Origin of the sequence: Streptomyces sp. NPDC001663, assembly GCF_042893105.1 — a bacterium.
Classification (GTDB): domain Bacteria; phylum Actinomycetota; class Actinomycetes; order Streptomycetales; family Streptomycetaceae; genus Streptomyces.
Genome location: NZ_JBIAUR010000006.1, coordinates 317,728 through 335,299, shown reverse-complemented (window position 1 = coordinate 335,299; position 17,572 = coordinate 317,728). Strand labels below are relative to the sequence as shown.

17 protein-coding genes are annotated in these 17,572 nt (G+C 71.1%); 6 read left to right on the top strand and 11 right to left on the bottom strand.

Annotated elements, in window-relative coordinates; genetic code table 11:
• Positions 1 to 136 precede the first annotated feature (136 nt).
• Genes ACFY1L_RS21285 through ACFY1L_RS21245 form a run of 9 tightly spaced genes read right to left on the bottom strand, consistent with a single transcriptional unit; the run spans position 137 to position 11,258 of the window.
• Complete coding sequence (locus tag ACFY1L_RS21285; protein WP_388826233.1) at positions 137 to 943, bottom strand: enoyl-CoA hydratase-related protein; 807 nt, start codon at positions 941 to 943, stop codon at positions 137 to 139.
• Positions 936 to 3,068, bottom strand: a complete 2,133-nt coding sequence (locus tag ACFY1L_RS21280) for an acetate--CoA ligase family protein (RefSeq protein ID WP_388826230.1) — start codon at positions 3,066 to 3,068, stop codon at positions 936 to 938. The genes ACFY1L_RS21285 and ACFY1L_RS21280 overlap by 8 nt, the downstream gene beginning before the upstream one ends.
• Positions 3,069 to 3,081: 13 nt before the next feature.
• Entirely contained in the window at positions 3,082 to 4,242 is a 1,161-nt protein-coding gene (locus ACFY1L_RS21275; RefSeq protein ID WP_388826227.1) for an acyl-CoA dehydrogenase family protein, read from the bottom strand.
• Positions 4,243 to 4,277: 35 nt separating this feature from the next.
• Entirely contained in the window at positions 4,278 to 4,841 is a 564-nt protein-coding gene (locus ACFY1L_RS21270) for a thioesterase family protein (RefSeq protein ID WP_388826224.1), read from the bottom strand.
• Entirely contained in the window at positions 4,838 to 5,944 is a 1,107-nt protein-coding gene (locus ACFY1L_RS21265) for a serine hydrolase domain-containing protein (protein ID WP_388826221.1), read from the bottom strand. The genes ACFY1L_RS21270 and ACFY1L_RS21265 overlap by 4 nt, the downstream gene beginning before the upstream one ends.
• Positions 5,944 to 7,782: an ABC transporter ATP-binding protein gene (locus ACFY1L_RS21260; RefSeq protein WP_388826218.1), complete on the bottom strand. Its 1,839-nt coding sequence runs from the start codon at positions 7,780 to 7,782 to the stop codon at positions 5,944 to 5,946. Before ACFY1L_RS21260 ends, ACFY1L_RS21265 begins: the two co-directional genes overlap by 1 nt.
• Positions 7,779 to 8,666: an ABC transporter permease gene (locus ACFY1L_RS21255; RefSeq protein WP_388826215.1), complete on the bottom strand. Its 888-nt coding sequence runs from the start codon at positions 8,664 to 8,666 to the stop codon at positions 7,779 to 7,781. Before ACFY1L_RS21255 ends, ACFY1L_RS21260 begins: the two co-directional genes overlap by 4 nt.
• Positions 8,666 to 9,703 (bottom strand): ABC transporter permease, encoded by a 1,038-nt coding sequence (locus ACFY1L_RS21250; RefSeq protein WP_388826212.1) that lies wholly within the window; start codon positions 9,701 to 9,703, stop codon positions 8,666 to 8,668. The genes ACFY1L_RS21255 and ACFY1L_RS21250 overlap by 1 nt, the downstream gene beginning before the upstream one ends.
• Positions 9,684 to 11,258, bottom strand: a complete 1,575-nt coding sequence (locus tag ACFY1L_RS21245; protein ID WP_388826209.1) for an ABC transporter substrate-binding protein — start codon at positions 11,256 to 11,258, stop codon at positions 9,684 to 9,686. Before ACFY1L_RS21245 ends, ACFY1L_RS21250 begins: the two co-directional genes overlap by 20 nt.
• Before the next feature lie 140 nt (positions 11,259 to 11,398).
• Between ACFY1L_RS21245 and ACFY1L_RS21240 the strand changes: the two genes are divergently transcribed.
• From ACFY1L_RS21240 to ACFY1L_RS21215, 6 genes are all read left to right on the top strand, one after another.
• Positions 11,399 to 12,238 (top strand): IclR family transcriptional regulator, encoded by an 840-nt coding sequence (locus ACFY1L_RS21240; protein ID WP_388826206.1) that lies wholly within the window; start codon positions 11,399 to 11,401, stop codon positions 12,236 to 12,238.
• A 134-nt stretch (positions 12,239 to 12,372) separates the two neighbouring features.
• On the top strand, positions 12,373 to 13,260 hold the full coding sequence (locus ACFY1L_RS21235) for a 3-keto-5-aminohexanoate cleavage protein (RefSeq protein ID WP_388826203.1): 888 nt from the start codon (positions 12,373 to 12,375) through the stop codon (positions 13,258 to 13,260).
• Positions 13,261 to 13,299: 39 nt separating this feature from the next.
• On the top strand, positions 13,300 to 14,274 hold the full coding sequence (locus ACFY1L_RS21230) for a 3-hydroxyacyl-CoA dehydrogenase NAD-binding domain-containing protein (protein ID WP_388826200.1): 975 nt from the start codon (positions 13,300 to 13,302) through the stop codon (positions 14,272 to 14,274).
• Positions 14,271 to 14,741, top strand: a complete 471-nt coding sequence (locus ACFY1L_RS21225) for a thioesterase family protein (protein WP_388826197.1) — start codon at positions 14,271 to 14,273, stop codon at positions 14,739 to 14,741. Before ACFY1L_RS21230 ends, ACFY1L_RS21225 begins: the two co-directional genes overlap by 4 nt.
• Before the next feature lie 169 nt (positions 14,742 to 14,910).
• Positions 14,911 to 15,372 (top strand): DUF6325 family protein, encoded by a 462-nt coding sequence (locus ACFY1L_RS21220; RefSeq protein ID WP_388826194.1) that lies wholly within the window; start codon positions 14,911 to 14,913, stop codon positions 15,370 to 15,372.
• Positions 15,373 to 15,440: 68 nt separating this feature from the next.
• Positions 15,441 to 15,725, top strand: coding sequence for an SHOCT domain-containing protein (locus ACFY1L_RS21215; protein WP_388826191.1), 285 nt, complete (start codon positions 15,441 to 15,443; stop codon positions 15,723 to 15,725).
• 6 nt (positions 15,726 to 15,731) lie between these two features.
• On the opposite strand, the gene ACFY1L_RS21210 is transcribed toward ACFY1L_RS21215, so the two are convergent.
• Positions 15,732 to 16,703 carry an ABC transporter substrate-binding protein gene (locus tag ACFY1L_RS21210; protein WP_388826188.1) on the bottom strand — a complete coding sequence of 324 codons (972 nt, stop codon included), beginning with the start codon at positions 16,701 to 16,703 and terminating at the stop codon, positions 15,732 to 15,734.
• Positions 16,704 to 16,729: 26 nt separating this feature from the next.
• Positions 16,730 to 17,527: a formylglycine-generating enzyme family protein gene (locus tag ACFY1L_RS21205; RefSeq protein ID WP_388826915.1), complete on the bottom strand. Its 798-nt coding sequence runs from the start codon at positions 17,525 to 17,527 to the stop codon at positions 16,730 to 16,732.
• Positions 17,528 to 17,572: the final 45 nt, after the last annotated feature.

The window sequence follows — 17,572 nt, the reverse complement described above, 5'->3', positions numbered from 1 at the left end:
CTGAAGCCTGCGTAATTCAGATCACCACACCTACACAGAGGGTGCAAACCGTCACAGATGCCACAGCAGTGACTGATTCAACGTTTCAGATGTGTGCTGTATGAACTTCCGCCGTGCCGAGAGGAATTGACGGCGTTCAGCGGCCGGTCCACACCGGTCGGCGCTTCTCGGCGAAGGCGCGCGGGCCTTCCTCGGCGTCTTTCGAGGCGAGAACCGCCTGGTAGGCGGGCATGCCGGGCCCGCGCATCGCGGCGAAGGCCTCCTCGACACCCCGGCCCTCGGTCCTGCGTGTGATCTCCTTGATCGCCGCAAGGGCGAGGGGCGCGCTGCGGCAGACCTGGCGAGCGAGCGCCATGGCCGCGGGGAGGAGCCGTTCGCGGGGGACGACCTGGTTGACGAGTCCCCAGCGGGCCGCCTCCGGCGCGGTCATGCGCCGTCCGGTCAGCAGCAGCTCGGTGGCGATCGCCGGGGGCAGGCGCCGCGGCAGCCGCAGTACGCCGCCGGAGTCCGGGACCAGGCCCAGCGTGGCCTCGGTGAGGGCGAACTCGGCATGCTCGGCGGCCACGATCAGGTCGGCGGCCAGGGCGAGTTCGAAGCCGCCGCCGAGCGCGAGGCCGTTGACTGCGGCGATGACCGGCTTGTCGAGGTCGAAGAACTCGGTCAGCCCGGCGAAGCCGCCCGGTCCGTGATCGGCGTCGACCGCCTCGCCCGCCGCCGCGGCCTTGAGGTCCCAGCCGGCGCTGAAGAACCGCTCACCGGCGCCGGTGACGACCCCGACCCGCAGTTCGGGGTCGGTGCGCAGCCGCTCGAAGGCGGCGTACAGGGCGCGGCTGGTGGCGACGTCGACGGCGTTCGCCTTCGGCCGGTCCAGCGTGACGACGAGGATGCCGTCGTCGGTCGAGAGCCGTACGGCGGCTTCGGTTGCGACGTCGGGCTCAGGCATGGGGCGGGTCCTCCTGCGCGGGATGGGTGAGTCGGATCAGTGCGTCGGCGGCGTAGGCCCCGCGGCCCTCGGGGAGCACCAGCAACGGGTTGACGTCCAGCTCGACCAGGTCGGCCGCGTGGTCGTGCGCGTAGGCGGCCACGGCGGCCACCGCTGCCACGGCGGCTTCGACGTCGGCCTTGGGCCGGCCCCGGTGGCCGTCGAGCAGCGGCCAGGTGCGCAGGGAGGTGAGCGCCGTGCGGATCTCGGCCGGGGAGGCCGGGAGGAGCAGGGTGGCCGTGTCCCGGATCAGTTCGACCAGGATGCCGCCCGCGCCGACGGTCAGCGCCGGGCCGAAGCAGGGGTCGCGGTGGACTCCGACGATCAGCTCGGCGACCGGTTCCTGCACCATCCGCTCGACGAGGAAGCGGTCGGGCAGGCCCCGGCGGAGCATCTCCTCGGCCGCCTCGCGCACCTGTCCGGTGTCGGTCAGGTGCAGGCGTACGGCTCCGGCCTCGGTCTTGTGCGTGAGAGAGGCGGAGACGGCCTTGAGGACGATGGGAAAGCCGAGCTCGCGGGCGCGGAGGGCCGCCTCGTCGGGGCCGGTGGCCAGGGCCGCCTCGGGGACGCGCAGGCCCCGGGCGGCGAGGGCGCGTTTGCCCTGCCACTCGTCGAGGGTGTGGGGCGTGCCGCTGTGCGCCGAGGGGTGGGCGGTGAGCGGCCGGATGCGGTCGGCGCCGGCCTGGGCGGCGCCGATGGCCGCGGCGGCGGCGATCGCGTCCAGGCATTCGGTCAGGCCCTGCATGGGGGCGATGCCCTCGCCGAGCAGCCGTGTGCCCGCCTCCTCGGGCAGCCCTTCGGGGAGCGAACTGACCAGGCAGGTGACGGGAGTTGGGGCAGCTTCGCGGTGCGCGGCGATCAGGGCGTCGACCGCCGTGTCCCATGAGGACGCGTCCCCCGTGCCGGGCTTCGGCATGTCGAGGATCAGCAGCTGCGCGTCCAAGTCGGCGCCCAGCACCGCCCCGTAACACTCCGTCAGCGCGGCTCGGTCGTCCCAGATGTAGGTGTGGTAGTCGAGGGGGTTGGCGACGCTGACGCGTTCACCGAGTACGGATCGCAGTCGCTCGCCGGTGAGTTGGGGGAACTCCGGCAGCGTCACCCCGCGGGGCTGAGCCAGGTCGGCGACCAGGGACGCCTCGCCGCCGGAACAGCTCATGGAGGCGATCCGCGAGCCGCGCAGCGTGCCGTGCACCGTCAGGAACTTCAGCGTCTCCAGCAGTCCGGGCAGATCCCGGACCCTGGCCACTCCCAGGCGCCGGAACAGGGCGTCGTACAGCGCGTCCGAGCCGGTCAGGGAGCTGGTGTGGCTGAGGGCGGCACGGGCGCCGAGCGGTGAGCTGCCGGCCTTCAACGCGACGAGGGGGATGCGTCGTTGCAGGGCTTCGAGCGCGACGCGGGAGAAGCCGGCCACGTCCTCCAGGCCCTCAATGTGCAGTCCGATCGCCGTCACCCGGGGGTCGTCGAGGAGTCCCTCGACGAGCTCGTGCAGCTGAAGGGCCGCGCTGTTGCCGACGGTGATGAGGTACGACAGCGGGAGCGAGCGGCGGTGCATGGTGAGGTTGAGGCCGATGTTGCCGCTCTGGGTGATGATCGCGGGCCCGCGGGCGGTGCGTGCGCCGCCGTGGCGGTCCGGCCAGAGGGCGGCGCCGTCAAGGTAGTTGAGGATGCCGTAGCAGTTGGGGCCGACAACGGCCATGTCGCCGGCGGCCGCCACCAGCCGGTGCTGCAGTGCGGTGCCGGTGGCGCCCGTCTCGGCGAAGCCGGAGGCGTAGCACACCGCTCCGCCGGCGCCTCGCCTCGCGAGGGCGGCGACGATGTCGACCGTCGGCTCGCGCGGTACGGCGACGAAGGCCGCGTCGGGCGCCTCGGGCAGGGCGTCCACGTCGGGGTGGCAGCACAGTCCCCCGACGGTGCGGTGCGTCGGATGTACGGGCCAGATGGCGCCGTCGTAACCGATGCGCCGGCACTGGCGCACCACCTCCGCCGCGTGCCGTCCGCCGAAGACGGCGATGTGCCGGGGGGAGAGCAGGCGTTGGAGGTTGCGGGCGCGGGCGGAGCGGGCGGTGTCGAGGGCGGACGACGTCATCCCCGCTCCCCCTTCAGGCCCCGTGCGGGCGCAGCAGCGACCGCGAGATGATGTGCCGCTGGATCTCGCTGGTGCCGTCCCAGATGCGTTCCACCCGGGCGTCGCGCCAGTGGCGTTCGACGGCCGTCTCCTGCATCAGGCCCATGCCGCCGAAGATCTGGACGGCGTGGTCGGTGATCCGGCCGAGCGTCTCCGAGGCGTGCAGCTTGGCCATCGCCGCGTCCCGGTCGGTCATCCTGCCGCGGCTGAGCTTCCAGGCGGCCGAGAGGGTCAGCAGTTCTGCTGCCGCCAAGTCGGTTGCCATGTCGGCGAGTTTGAAGCCGGTGCCCTGGAAGCGGCCGATGGGCTGCCCGAACTGCTCGCGCTCGGCGGCCCAGCGCACGGCCGACTCCAGCACGCGGCGCCCGCGGCCGACGCTGGTCGCGGCCACGGTGAGCCGGCTGGCGCCCAGCCACTCCCCCATCAGCTCGAAGCCCCTCCCCTCCTCGCCCAGCAGCTGCCCTGCCGGTATCCGGCAGTCGGTGAAGGTCAGTTCGCACTGGTGGTAACCGCGGTGCGAGACGCAGGCAGAGCCGCGGCGGACCTCGAAGCCGGGGGTTCCCTTGTCGACGAGGAAGGCGCTGATGCGGCTGCGTTCGCCGCGCGCGGTGCGCTCGGTGTCGGTGGTGGCGAAGAGGATGACGTAGTCGGCGGTGTCGGCGTGGCTGATGAAGTGCTTGGTGCCGTTGAGGACCCAGTCGCCGTCGACGCGTTCGGCGCGGGTGCGCATCGAGCGGACGTCGGAGCCGGCGCCGGGTTCGGTCATGGCGAGGCAGTCGTGGCGTTCGCCGCGGATCGTGGGCAGGAGGTAGGTGTCGATCTGGTCGCCGGTGCAGCCCTGGAGGATGTTGCTGGGGCGGGCGACCAGCATCTGCAACGCGTAGGAGGCGCGGCCGAGTTCGCGTTCCGCGAGGGTGAGGGCGATGGGGTCGAGGCCGCCGCCGCCCAGTTCCTCTGGCATGTTGGGGGCGTACAGGCCGGCGTCGAGGGCCTTCTTGCGGATCTGGGCGGCGAGTTCGGCGGGGACCTCGTCGAGGCGCTCGACCTCGTCCTCGTACGGATAGAGCTCGGTCTCGACGAACGCGCGGACGGTGTCGACGACGAGGTCCTGCTCGGGGGTGAGCCCGAAGTCCATGGAGCGTCCTGCCTTTCGAGTCTCCTGAGGAGGCGTCAATTTTCGTGAGGGCGGGGCGGTTTGCGGTGGATGCCCATGACGTGGCCGACCGCCTCGGGCACGGGCAGTCGGGCGTGTGCGGCGCGGGTGGCGGCCAGCCGCTGGACGAGGGACCCGGGGAAGGGCGCGACACGCCCGGCGGCGGTGTCGACGTGCAGCAGCATCTGTTCGGCGGTGGCGAGCAGCGCCCCGGAGTCCTCGTGGTGCATGGCGTGGAAGAGGTGCAGGCGCTTGTCGTCGACGTCGAGGATCTGCAGCGTGAGCCGCAGCGGGTCCCCCTCGCTCGCCTCGCCGCGGTGGTGGAGGTGCGTCTCCGCGGTGTAGAGGGAGTGGCCGGCCGCCCGGTAGGCCTCGTCCACGCCGATCCACCGGAAGAAGGCGTCGGAGTTGTCGCCGAAGACGAGCAGGAAGCAGGACTCGCTGAGGTGGCCGTTGTAGTCCACCCAGGCCGGGGAGACGGTGGTGCGGTGCAGGGCCAGTGGGGCGGGGATCGGGGCCTCGGGGTCCCAGCCGCCGTGCTGCCGGCCTTCGTACGGAGTGACGATGCCGTGTTGCTTCATGCACCCACCGCCTCGGCTATTGCGGGCAGCGCCAGGTAGCAGAGGTCGCGGTACTGGCGGTCGGCCCAGGCGTCCGCGTGCGGCCAGGCCGACGTCTTGACCACGACCACGCGCCGGGCCCGGTCGACGTAGACGAACTGGCCGCGCATGCCGTCGGCGGTCACCCGCTGCCCGGTTCCGTCCAGGGGCCACCAGTGGTAGCCGAAACCGGCGTGTGTGGTGATCGTGCTGGGCAGTCGGCCCGGGGTGAGGAACGGCTGCTCGGGCCGGCTGGAGGCCTCGACCCAGTCGGGCGGCACGAGCTGTCGGCCGCCCCGACTGCCGTCGATCTGCAGCCATCCGAGGCGGGCCCAGTCGCGGGCCGTCGCCGCGAGTGCTCCGCCGGCCATGGCGACGCCGGACGCGTCGAGGCCCACGACGGCGGGGTGTTCGGCGCCTATTGCCTGCCAGAGCCGGGAGAGGTGGGCGGCGAAGTCGAGGCCGGTCGCACGTTCGCGCACCCAGTCGAGGACGAGCGAGTCGGCGGTGCAGTAGGCGAAGGCCGTGCCGGGCGGGCGGCCGGGCGGGATGCGCAGTACGTGGTCGCGCAGCTCGCCGCATCCCTCGCGGAGGCAGGCGACGAGTCGGGAGGCGGGCGAGGCGGGATCGCGGTGGTCCTCCTCCCAGTCCACCCCGCTGGTCATCGTGAGGAGTTGACGGACCGTCACCCGTGCGTAGCCGCTGCCCGTGAGTTCGGGGACGTGGGTGGCAGCGGGTGTGTCCAGGTCCAACCCCTCAATCCGGCCGACCAGTTGAGCGAGCACCGACTTGGTCGCCGAGTTGCCCACGAGCCGGTCGTCCGGGGTGATGCCGGGGGCGTAGCGCTCGTGGACGAGGGCGCCGTCCGCGATGACGACCAGCGCGGTGGTGTGGGTGAGGGAGAGGAACTCGTCGAGGTCCATGGTGCGTCCGGCGCCGGTGATGCGGGCGGACAGCGGGCGGACGGCCCGGGGCCAGGGTTCGGGTGGCGCGGCCGCGGCGATCTCCGTGGAGCGGGGATACCAGCGCTGGGGTTCGCGCAGGGTGTCGACGTCGGCGCCGGGCGAGACGGCTGACGTGACCATCAGGCGCCCTCCCCGACGAGTTCGGCGGAGCCGTCTCCGCGGCCGGGTGTGTCCGCGAGCAACTGCCGTGTGTAGGCGGCCGAGGGCCGGTCCAGTACGTGGGCCGTGGATCCCTCCTCGACGATGTGGCCGTCGGAGAGCACCGCCACGCGGGTCGCCAGCGAGCGGACGAGGGCGAGGTTGTGGGTGACGAACAGCATCGACAGGCCTCGGCTCGAGCGCAGTTCCTCCAGCAGGCCCACGATCGACGCCTGGACGGAGACGTCGAGGGCGGAGGTCACCTCGTCGCAGATCAGCAGTTCCGGCTCGCAGGCCAACGCACGGGCGATGGCGACACGTTGGCGTTCACCGCCGGAGAGACGGTCGGGGCGCAGGTCGTACACCGCCGGTGAGAGCATCACCTGGCCGAGGAGTTCGTGCACGCGCCGGGTGGCGTCGGCGCCGTGGGCCAGACCGAACAGCTCCAGCGGTCGGCGGACGATCCTGCCCACGGTCATTCGGGGGTTGAGGGCGAGGTAGGGGTTCTGGAAGACGTACTGGACCGCCTTGCGCAGCTCGCGGGTTCGCTGCCGGGCGCCGGGCGGCAACGGCTCGCCCCGGAAGGACAGGGTCCCGCTCCATTCCTCGTGCAGCCCTCCGATGGCACGTGACAGGGTCGACTTGCCGCTGCCGGACTCTCCTACGACGGCCACGCACTCGTTGCGCCCGACCTCCAGGTCGATGCCGTGCAGGATGGGCCGGGAGCCGTAACGGGCGCTCAGGCCGCGGACGGTGAGGACGGGGTCGGGGCGGGTGGTGGCGGGCGGGGCGGAGACCGTGAACTCGAGGGGCTGGGAGCGGACGTGCTCGGTGCGGTGGCAGCGGACCAGGAGGGAAGCGGTGCCGGCGGGGGCATCGCCGATCTCGGTCAACTCCGGCTCCCGCTCGGCACATTCGGCCTCGGCGAACGCACACCGGTCGTGGAAGCGGCAGCCGGAGGGGCGCCTGCCGGGCGAGGGCGCGCGGCCGGGAATGCCCTTGAGGACGCGGGATTCCCTGACGCTGGGGACGGCCGCGAGGAGGGCCCGGGTGTACGGGTGCGCAGGGGCCTCGAAGATCTGCTCCCGTGGTCCGATCTCCACGATCCGACCGGCGTACATCACCGCCACCCGGTGGGCGAACTCGCCGACCACCGCGAGGTCGTGGGTGACGTACACGGCCGCGACGGCATGCCGGGCGCACAACTCCCGTACGGTGGCCAGGACATGGGCCTGGGTGGTGACGTCGAGGCCGGTGGTGGGCTCGTCGAGGACCAGCACCCGGGGTCGTAGCGTGAACGCCATGGCGATGGCGACGCGTTGGAGCTGGCCGCCGGAGAGCTGATGCGGATAGCGGCGCAGGAACTCGTCGTCGTCCGGCAGGGCGACCTCCGCGAGGACCTCACGGACGCGAGCGTCGCGCTCGGCGGGGGTCCCCGCGTGGTGGACGTCGAGCACCTCGCGGATCTGGCGGCCGATCCGCATCACGGGGTTGAGGGAGGCGGCTGGATCCTGAGGGACGTACGCGACCTCGGAGCCACGGCGTTTGCGGGCCTCGCCGGGCGAGGCCCCGAGCAGTTCGCGGCCGTCGAGGACGACGGCACCGGCGTCGATGCGGGCGCCGCGCCGGGTGTGGGCGAGCAGGGCGGTGGCGATGGTGGTCTTGCCGCTGCCGGACTCGCCGACCAGCGCGAGGATCTCGCCCTCGGCGACGTCGAAGGCGATGTCGTCGACGACGTCGGGACCGCTGCGGCCGAGGACCACCCGCAGCCCGGTGACGGAACAGGAGGGACGAGTGGTGTCGGTGGCCGGCGTGCTCATGAGCTCGCTCCCTTGCTGCTCGTGCCGACGTCCGTTCCTGCCGCCGCCCGGGCGATCCCGTCGGCGATGAGGTTCGTGCCGAGGGCGAGTACCGCGATGGCGAGGACGGGCGCGAGGATCGCCCAGGGCTGGACGGCGAGGGCGAGGCGGTTTTCGTTGATCATCAGGCCCCAGTCGGCGGCGCTGGGGTCGGAGGCGAAGCCGAGGAAGCCGATGGAGGCGACCAGGCCCACGGAGTACGTCAGGCGCAGCCCGAGTTCCGCCAGCAGCGGCGCGGTCATGTTGGGCAGGAGTTCGGCGAACAGGATCCGGGTCCGCTTCTCGCCCAGCGCTTCCGCGGACTGGACGAATTCTCGTGTCGCGAGGCCGGTCGTCATGCCCCGGGTCAGCCGGGCGACGCGCGGCGCGTGCGAGACGCCGACGACCACCACGACCAGCCACCGCTTGGGGCCGGCCACCGAGAGCAGCACCAGGACGAGCACGATCTGTGGGAAGGCGAGCACCACGTCGCAGACCCGCATGACCACTTCGTCCACCCAGCCCCGGGCGTAACCCGCGATCAGGCCTGCCGCCACGCCCAGCACCATGCCGAGCAGCGTGGCCAGCACGGCGGTCACGACGACCCAGTTGCCGCCGGCCAGCAGCCGGCTCCACACGTCCTGGCCCAGGTAGTCCGTGCCGAGCAGCGCGCCGGGCGCGGAGTCCGAGTACGGCGCCCCGACGATGTCGTTCTCGCCGTGCGGGGCGAACAGCGGGCCCAGGAAGGCCAGGCCCATGACCAGCACGGTCAGCAGGATGCCGGCCCAGGTCCGGCCGGAGGCGAACGCCCCGCGCAGCCGGAACCGCCGTACAGGAACCGGTACTTCGAGCACTGCGGCAGTCATCACCGCACCCCCGTCCGCAGCTTGGGCGTCACCAGGATGGTCAGGACGTCGGCGATCAGATTCACGACGACGTAGACCGCGGCGATCAGCAGGGCCAGCGCCTGGATCACCGGCACGTCGCGGTTGCGCACCGCGTCGACCAGGGCGGTGCCGATCCCGGGGTAGAGGAAGAGGCTTTCGACCACGACAACTCCCCCGGCCAGCCAGGCCAGTTGGAGGGCCATCACCTGGATCGCGGGGACGACGGCGTTGCCGAGCGCGTGCCGGCCGACCGCCCGCCGCTCCGGCACGCCCTTCAGGCGGGCCATTTCCACGTAGTCGCTCTCCAGGACCTCGATGAGGCTCGCGCGCAGGATGCGGGCGACGTACGGGACGACTGCCAGGGTCAGTGTGGCCACCGGGAGGATCATGACGACCGGATCCGTCCACGGGCTGCCCGTCCAGGACACCGCCACCGACGGCAGCCAGGTGAAGACGACGGTCGAGAACAGCGTGACCAGCAGGATGCCGATCACGAACTCCGGGAGCGCGGCCGTGCCGAGCAGGGCGACCTGGATGACGTGGTCGGCGGCCCGGTCGCGGCGGCGGGCCGAGTAGAGGGCGATCAGGGCGGACAGCGGGGCGATGATCACGGCGGACACGGCGACCAGCACCGTGCTGTTGACGATCCGCCCGCCGATGAGCGTGGACACCGGTCCCTTGGTCGCGAGCGAGGTGCCGAAGTCGCCGGTGAGGACGCCGCCGAGCCAGGAGAAGTACTGGTGGACGGCGGAGTGGTCGAGGCCGAGCTGCCTGCGCAGGGCGGCCAGGCGTTCCGGAGTGGCGGAGCGGCCGAGGATGGCCTGCGCGGGGTCGCCGAGCAGATGGGTGGCCGTGAACACGAGCAGCGAGATCAGCCAGAGGGTGAGCAGCGCGAGTCCGACCCGGCGCAGCAGCCACAGGGTCCAGGTGCGTGCGGCGGACGAAGAGGCGTCGTCGCGACGGGTGGACCCGACCGTCGCGGGAATCGCCGCGGCCTCAGCCGTTGACCGAGACATTGCGGAACTCGTAGTTGGAGAGCGGCAGATTGCGGTTGGGCGTGAAGCCGGTGACGTTGGCGGCGTAGGCGTCGACCTGGTTCTTGAACCCCCAGATGATGTGGCCGCCCCGCTCGTACTCGATCTTCTGGGCGGCTTTCAGGAGTTCGCTGCGTTTGTCCGCGTCGAATTCGCGGCGGGCCCGGTCCATGAGGGTGTTGAACTCCGCGTCGTTCCAGTGGGTTTCGTTGTACGGGGAGGTCTTGAGGGACCCGGCGTCAACCTGGGGCAGGTAGTTGCGGGTGAACCAGTAGTCCTGGGCGAACGGCCAGCTCAGATAGCGGTCGCCGTAGAAGGTCGCGGAGTCGGTGATGCGGACCTTGACCTTCACTCCCGCGCCCTTGGCCTGCTCGGCGAAGATCTGGGCCGCCTCGATGGAGCCCGAGCCGATGCCGGTGGACGTGACGAGCTCGACGGTCAGGTCCTCGCGCCCGGCCGCCTTCAGCAGTGCCTTCGCGCGGCCCAAGTCCTGGTGGCGCTGCGGGAGTTCATGGTCGTAGGCGACGTCGAAGGGGGCGTAGAGGTCGTTGCCGATGCGGCCCTGGCCGCCGAGGACCTGTTCGACCATCTGGGGCCGGTCGACGATGAGCCGGAAGGCCTGGCGCACCCGGACGTCGTCGAAGGGGGCCGTGTCGACGCGCATCGTGATCGGGTTCCAGGAGCCGGTCTGGGAGATCAGCACCTGGCCGCCCTGCTTCTTGATCATGCCGATGTAGGCGGGCGGGAGGTTGTCGATGGCGTCGATCTGCGCGCTCAGCAGGGCGTTGATCTTGGCGGTGTCGTCGGGGAAGTCGAGGATGTGCAGCTCGTCGAGGTAGGCCGGACGCCGCCAGTAGTTCGCGAACCGCGTGAACGTCGACCGGTCGCCGGGCGCGAAGGACCCGTACCCGAAGGGGCCGGTGCCGACGGGCCGCTTCAGGTCGAAGTCCTCGGGGACGATGCCGAGGGTGTACTGCGCGAGCAGGTCCTCCAGCAGCGCGTACGGATACTTCAGCGGGATGCGTACGGTCGTGGCGTCCACCCGGTGCAGGGCCTTCGCGTCGATCACCGAGAGGCTGGTGGCGCCGGCGGTGGGGGCCTTGGGGTCGACGATGCGGCGCAGGGTGGCGATGACGTCGCGGGCGTCGAGGGGCTTGCCGTTGTGGAACTCGACGCCGGGGCGCAGCTTCAGCAGCCAGGTCTTTCCGTCCTTGGACGGTTCGATCGACTCGGCGAGGAGGGGTTTCAGGCGGTATTCGGCGTCGTGGTAGAAGAGCGGTTCGTACAGGTTCACCACCCGCGCCTGGTCGGGGTAGGACAGCGGGTTGTGCGGGTCGAGGGTGTCCTTGGCGCTGCCGCCGCTGACGCCGACGCGCAGCGCACCGCCGCGCACCGGCCTGCCGTTCGTGGCGGCGACGGTGGTCCTGGAGCAGGCGGTCAGCAGGCCGGCGGCCGGGAGGGCGGCGGCGAGCAGAGCGCCCCCGCGGAGGATGTCCCTGCGCGTCATCGCGTGGGGAGGGGAATGGGTGTCGGGCATGGCTGGCCTCGCCTTCGGATCGCAAGACGTTCAGATCGCAAGACGTTCGAGACGTTCATATGACGCGATGGCCGCACGGATGGTGAGAAGATAGGGACGACTGTCAGGTAGGTCAAGGGGCCGAGAGTCAAGGGGAAGAGATGCGTAAGTCGAAAGCCGGACACACCAGCGACAACGGCGAGGCGCCCGAGATCACCGAGCCGGGCGAGGCGTCCGCCCCGGCGTCGACCTCGGGCAAGGTCCAGTCGCTGGAGCGGGCGATCATCCTGCTGCAGGCGACGGCCGACAGCGCGCCGGACGGCGATACGGCCGCCAACCTGGCCGCCCGCTGCGACCTCAACCGCGCCACGGCCTGGCGGCTGCTGTCCACGCTGGAGCAGTTCGGGCTGGTGGAGCGCAGCCCCGTCACCAACCGCTACACGATCGGTTTCGCGGTGGCCCGGATGGCCTCGGCGGCGGGATACGACGGGCTGATCCGCCGCGCGCACGGCACGCTGAGCCGGGTCAGCGAGCAGACCGGCGAGACCGCGAACCTCGCGGTGGTGCAGCAGCTCGGGCTGACGTACATCGACGAGGTGACCCCGCCGGTCGTGCTGAGCGCCAAGTGGCTGGGCCGGCAGGTGCCGCTGCACGCCACGTCCACGGGCAAGGCCCTGCTCGCCTGGCTGCCCGAGGAGGAGGCGGACGCCCTGCTCGCCGGGCCGCTGGACGCCTTCACGGACACCACGGTCACCGACCGGGCGCGGCTGCGGGCGGAACTGGAGCAGACGCGGGAGCGTGGCTACGGCGTCTGCGTGGGCGAGCTGGAGCGGAATCTGTACGGCGTCTCCGCACCGGTGCTCGGCAGCCGCGGCCGGCCCTTCGCGGTGGTCAGCATCTGGGGGCCGCAGGACCGGGTGCCCGAGTCGCGGTTCACGACGCTGGGACCGCTGGCGCGCGCCGCGGCGGACGAGATCGCTCGGGCGGCACAGGCGCTCTGACGTCTCGCTGGTTTCATAATGTGCGACGAGCGCACGCATCATGAAACCGGGGTCTTGCCGCTTCGGCTTGTGCGCGGTTACGGTCGTGGGGTCTTCGTCGCCCACCTCCGTCCCCGAGAGGAACCAGCGCGACCATGAATCAGGACGTCATCATCACGTGCGCCCTCACCGGCGCCGGCGACACCGTGCGCAAGAGCCCGCACGTCCCCGTCACCCCCGAGCAGATCGCCGCCTCCGCGGTGCAGGCCGCCGAGGCCGGTGCCGCCGCGGTCCACATCCACGTCCGCGATCCCGAGACCGGAGCGCCCTCCCGCGACCCGCGGCTGTACCGCGAGGTCGTCGAGCGCATCAAGGAGACCGGGACCGACGTCGTCATCAACCTCACCGCGGGCATGGGCGGCGACCTGGTCATCGACCCGGACGAGCCGCTGAAGCAACTGCCCGGCACCGACCTGGTCGGCGGCCTGGAGCGGCTGCCGCACGTCGAGGACCTGCTGCCCGACATCTGCACCCTGGACTGCGGCTCGCTCAACTTCGGCGACGGCTCCAACCTCTACGTCTCCACCCCCGACATGCTGCGCACCGGCGCCAAACGCATCCAAGAGCTGGGCGTACGCCCGGAGTTGGAGATCTTCGACACCGGGCACCTGTGGTTCGCCAAGCAGCTGCTCGCCGAGGGGCTGCTGGACGATCCGACCGTGTTCCAGCTGTGCATGGGCGTCCCCTGGGGCGCGCCCGCCGACCCCGGCGTACTCCAGTCGATGGTCAACATGCTGCCGGACGGCGCCCAGTGGGCGAGCTTCGCACTGGGCCGGATGCAGATGCCGTGGGTGGCGCAGTCGATCCTGCTCGGCGGCCATGTGCGGGTCGGCCTCGAGGACAACCTCTACCTCGGCAAGGGCGTCAAGGCGACCAACGCCCAGCTGGTGGAGCGCGCCGTGACGATCGTCGAGGCGCTGGGCGCGCGGGTCGCGACCCCCGACGAGGCCCGACTCAAGCTCGGCCTGAAACCGCGCGGTTGAGACCCAGCTCGCCCCTCCCCCACCTTCAAGGAGCCGTAGATGACGGAGACTTCCGCCCCCACGCCCTCCCCCGAGGACGTACGCCGCGTCGCCTGCGTCGGCGCCGGAGTGATCGGCGGCGGCTGGGTCGCCCACTTCCTGGCCCGTGGCTACGACGTCACGGCCTGGGACCCGGCCCCCGACGCCGAGGCGAGGCTGCGACGCCTCGTCGACGCCGCATGGCCCGCACTCGAACAGCTCGGGCTCGCTCCGGGCGCCTCGACGGACCGCCTCACGGTCACCGCGACCCTCGAAGAGGCCGTCGCCGAGGCGCAGTTCGTGCAGGAGAGCGCCCCGGAGAAGCTCGACCTCAAGCGCGAACTGCTGGCGAAGCTGGACGCCGCGACGCCCGCGGGAGTCGTCATCGCCTCCTCCACCTCCGGCTACCCGATGACCGACATGCAGACCGAGGCGGTCACGCCGGGCCGCCTCGTCGTCGGCCACCCGTTCAACCCGCCGTATCTCATCCCGCTCGTCGAGGTGGTCGGCGGCGAGCGGACGGACCCGGCGGCGGTGCGGTGGGCGTCCCGCTTCTACGAGGTGGCCGGCAAGTCGGTCATCACCATGGACCGCGAGGTCCCGGGCTTCATCGCCAACCGCCTCCAGGAGGCGCTGTGGCGCGAGGCCCTGCACATGGTCGCCGGCGGTGAGGCGACGGTCCGCGACATCGACCTGTCCATCACCGAGGGCCCGGGCCTGCGCTGGGCGATCATGGGCCCGATGCTCACCTTCGCCCTCGCGGGCGGCGAGGGCGGCATGGCCCACATGCTCGACCACTTCGGCCCGTCCCTGAAGTCGCCGTGGACCCGCCTTGAGGCTCCTGAGCTGGACAAGGCACTCTACGACGCGGTCGTGGCCGGCTGCGACGAGGCCGCCGACGGCCGTACCATCGCAGACCTGGTCGCCGAACGCGACCGGGGCGTGATCGCCGTCCTGCGCGCCACCGGCCGACTGCCCGGGGAGGGCACCGAGTGAACCCGCCACGCCTTCCGCTGTACCGGGACACCGTGCGCCCGGAGTGGATCGACTACAACGGCCACATGAGCGAGGCGTACTACGTCCTGGTCTTCGGCTTCGCGACGGACACCATGATGGAGCTCACCGGCATGGACGCCGAGTACCGCAAGAGCACCGGTTGCTCGCTGTACACGGTCGAGTCCCACGTCCGCTATCTGCGGGACGTACCGGAGGGCGCCCAACTCGCCGTACGGACCAGGATGTTGCGTGCAGTCGGGAAGAAGGCGTGGTTCACGCACGAGATGTACGTGGGCGCGGAGCCGGCGGCCGATGCCGACCCGGTGGCCACCATCGAGCTGCTCCTGCTCCACGTCGACCAGGCGGCCGGCCGGGCGACGCCGTTCCCCGAGACGGTCCGTGAGCGTCTCGCCGCGCTGACGGAGCCGGCCCCGTCGTGGGCAGGACGCTCGGTCGGGGCGCCCTGAACCCGGTCCTCGCACCGGCGCCGAAGCCGAGCGGCGCCCACCGGACCACCCGCCATGGGTGATGCCGCCCCGTCCCGATCGCGTGACCATGAGCAGCGCGCCGGGAACGAAAGGAGCGCCGCGGCCGACGCATCTGTTTTTCCATCCCTTCCGCTGGTCAGGAGTGACCATGAGTGACGACCTGGAAGAAATGGGTCCCGTCGACTATCTGGTCGTCGAGTTCCCCGGCAATCGGATGACGGGCGAGGGGTTCCCGCTGCTCGTCGACCTGGTCGATCGCGGCATCATCCGGATTTTCGATTTTCTCTTCGTCCGCAAGGACGAGGACGGCTCGGTCTCGGTTCTGGAGCTGAAGGACGTGGGGGACGAGGTGGATCTGTCCGTCTTCGAAGGAGCCTCCTCCGGCCTCATGGGCGACGAGGACATCAAGGAAGCAGGGAACGTGCTGGAGCCGGGCAACTCCGCGGCGCTCCTGGTCTACGAGAACGTATGGGCGGCCCCTCTGGCGCGGGCGCTGAGGCGTAGCGGCGCTCAGATGGTGGCGAGCGGGCGTATTCCGGTCCAGGCCCTGTTGGCCTCGCTGGAGGCCGCCGAGACCGCAGCGTCCGGCGCAGGATCTGCGGTCGGTTGATCCGAGACTCCGCCCCGCGGCGCGCACCCCCGCGCCGGCGGATCGCACACCCTGGGAGATGAGTGGACATGCCCGGACTGCTTCGCGGTGTCGCGCGCACCGCCGTCGTCGCCGGCACCGCCACGGCCGTGTCGAACCGCGTTTCGCGGCGTCAGGCCGGACGGTGGGCGCGGCAGGACGACGAACAGCAACAGACGTACCAGCAGGCGCCTGCCCAGTCGGCGCCGCCGACCGCCCCCTCGGACGAGATGTCCGACAAGATCGCGCAGCTCAAGCAGCTGGGCGAACTGAAGACGCAAGGAATTCTGACCGACGCGGAGTTCGAGGAGCAGAAGCGCCGCATCCTGGGCTGAGGAGCACTACCCGAGCCAGGCCTTGACCTTGTCCGGATTCGCCTCGACCCATTTCTTCGCCGCGGCCTCCGGCGTCATCTTCTCCAGGGCGATGTACTTCGCCACGGTGTTCTGGTCGGTGTTGGTCCACTTGAAGTTCTTCACCAGGTCGTAGGCCGGGCTGCCGGACTTCGCGAACCTGGTGCTGACGATCTTGTCGAGGTCGAAGACGGGGTAGTCGCAGGCGACCTTCGCAGGCTCGGCGTCGCAGCCGGTCGTGTGCTTGGGCAGGTCGATGTGGACCAGGGGGATCTCCGAGAAGAACCACTGCGGCTCGTAGAAGTAGCCGATCACCCATTTCTTGTTCTTCTCGGCGTCCCGGAAGGCCTGGATGAGCGCGGTCTCGCTGCCCGCGTACACCACCTTGAAGTTCAGCTTCAGGTTCTTCACCAGCGCCGCGTCATTGGTCTGGTACGACGGGTCGCCGTCCAGGAGCTGGCCCTTGCTGCCCGACTCGGAGGTCTTGAAGTTCGACGCGTACTTGTTGAGGTTCTTCCAGTCCGTGATGTCCGGATACTTCTTCGCGATCCACGGCGGGATGTACCAGCCGATGATGCCCTTGTTGCCGGTCTGGCCCAGGTCGACGGCGGTCTTCTGCTGGGTGATGTACTTCTTCTTCAGGTCCTCGTGGCCCCAGTTCTCGAGGATGGCGTCGACCTCGCCGGTCTCGAAGCCCTGCCAGCCGATCTCCGCCTTCAGGTCCTTCTTGGCGACCTTGCAGCCGAGCTCGTGCTCCGCCACGTAGCCGACGACGGCCGCGTCCGCCTCGTATCCCACCCACGGGTTGACCGCGAGGTTGAAGGTGCCGCACTTGCCCGAACTGCCGTCCGCCGCAGCCGGGTTGTCGCCGACCTTCGCGCCGCCGCAGGCGGTGAGGGCGAGGCCGAGCACCACCGTGCCCGCCGCGCCGACGCGCCACTTTCTTGTTCGTTCCGCCATGGTCCTGCTCCTTGGTCGAAAGAGGTTCATGTCATGTCCGCGGCGCACCGGAATCCCACGTTGCCGGTGGCCGAATCCGGGAACAGGCCCTGCCTCGCGGCCACCCGGTAGCGGCGGCAGTAGGAGGCGTGGCACAGATAGGAGCCGCCCTTGGCGACACGCTGCTGTCCGCTACGGGAGAAGGGGTCCGCGCACCACTCCCACACGTTGCCGGTGGCGTTGTACAGGCCGAAGCCGTTGGGTTCGTAGGCGTCGACCGGGCAGGTGCCGTACCAGCCGTCGGCCGTCGGGTGGCGGCTGGGGAAGTCGCCCTGCCAGACGTTCATGCGGGGGCGGCCGCCCGGTTCGAGCTCGTCGCCCCAGGGGAACACCTTGGCGTGCAGTCCGCCCCGGGCGGCGCGCTCCCACTCCGCCTCCGTGGGCAGGCGTTTGCCGGCCCAGGCGCAGTAGGCCCGGGCGTCGTCCCAGTCGACGTGGACGACCGGGTGGTCCGGCCGGTCCTGCCAGGTGGAGTGCGGTCCGTCGGGGCGGCGCCAGTCGGCGCCCTCGACCTGGCGCCACCAGGGTGCGCCCACCACGCCCCGGGTGGGCGGGAAGTCGTCCGGGAGCAGACCGGCGAAGACGAACGACCAGCCGATCCGCTCGGCGGAGGTGCGGTAGCCGGTTTCGTCGATGAAGCGGGCGAACTGCTCGTTGGACACCGTGCAGGCGTCGATCCAGAAGGGGTCGACGGACACCGTCCGCACGGGGCCTTCGCCGTCGGCCGGGTAGGCGAGGGCGTCCTGGCTGCCCATGAGGAACTCGCCGGCGGGGACGGCCACCATGCCCTCGGTGGTCGCGAGGCGGTCGGCGCTCTGCACGGCCGACGG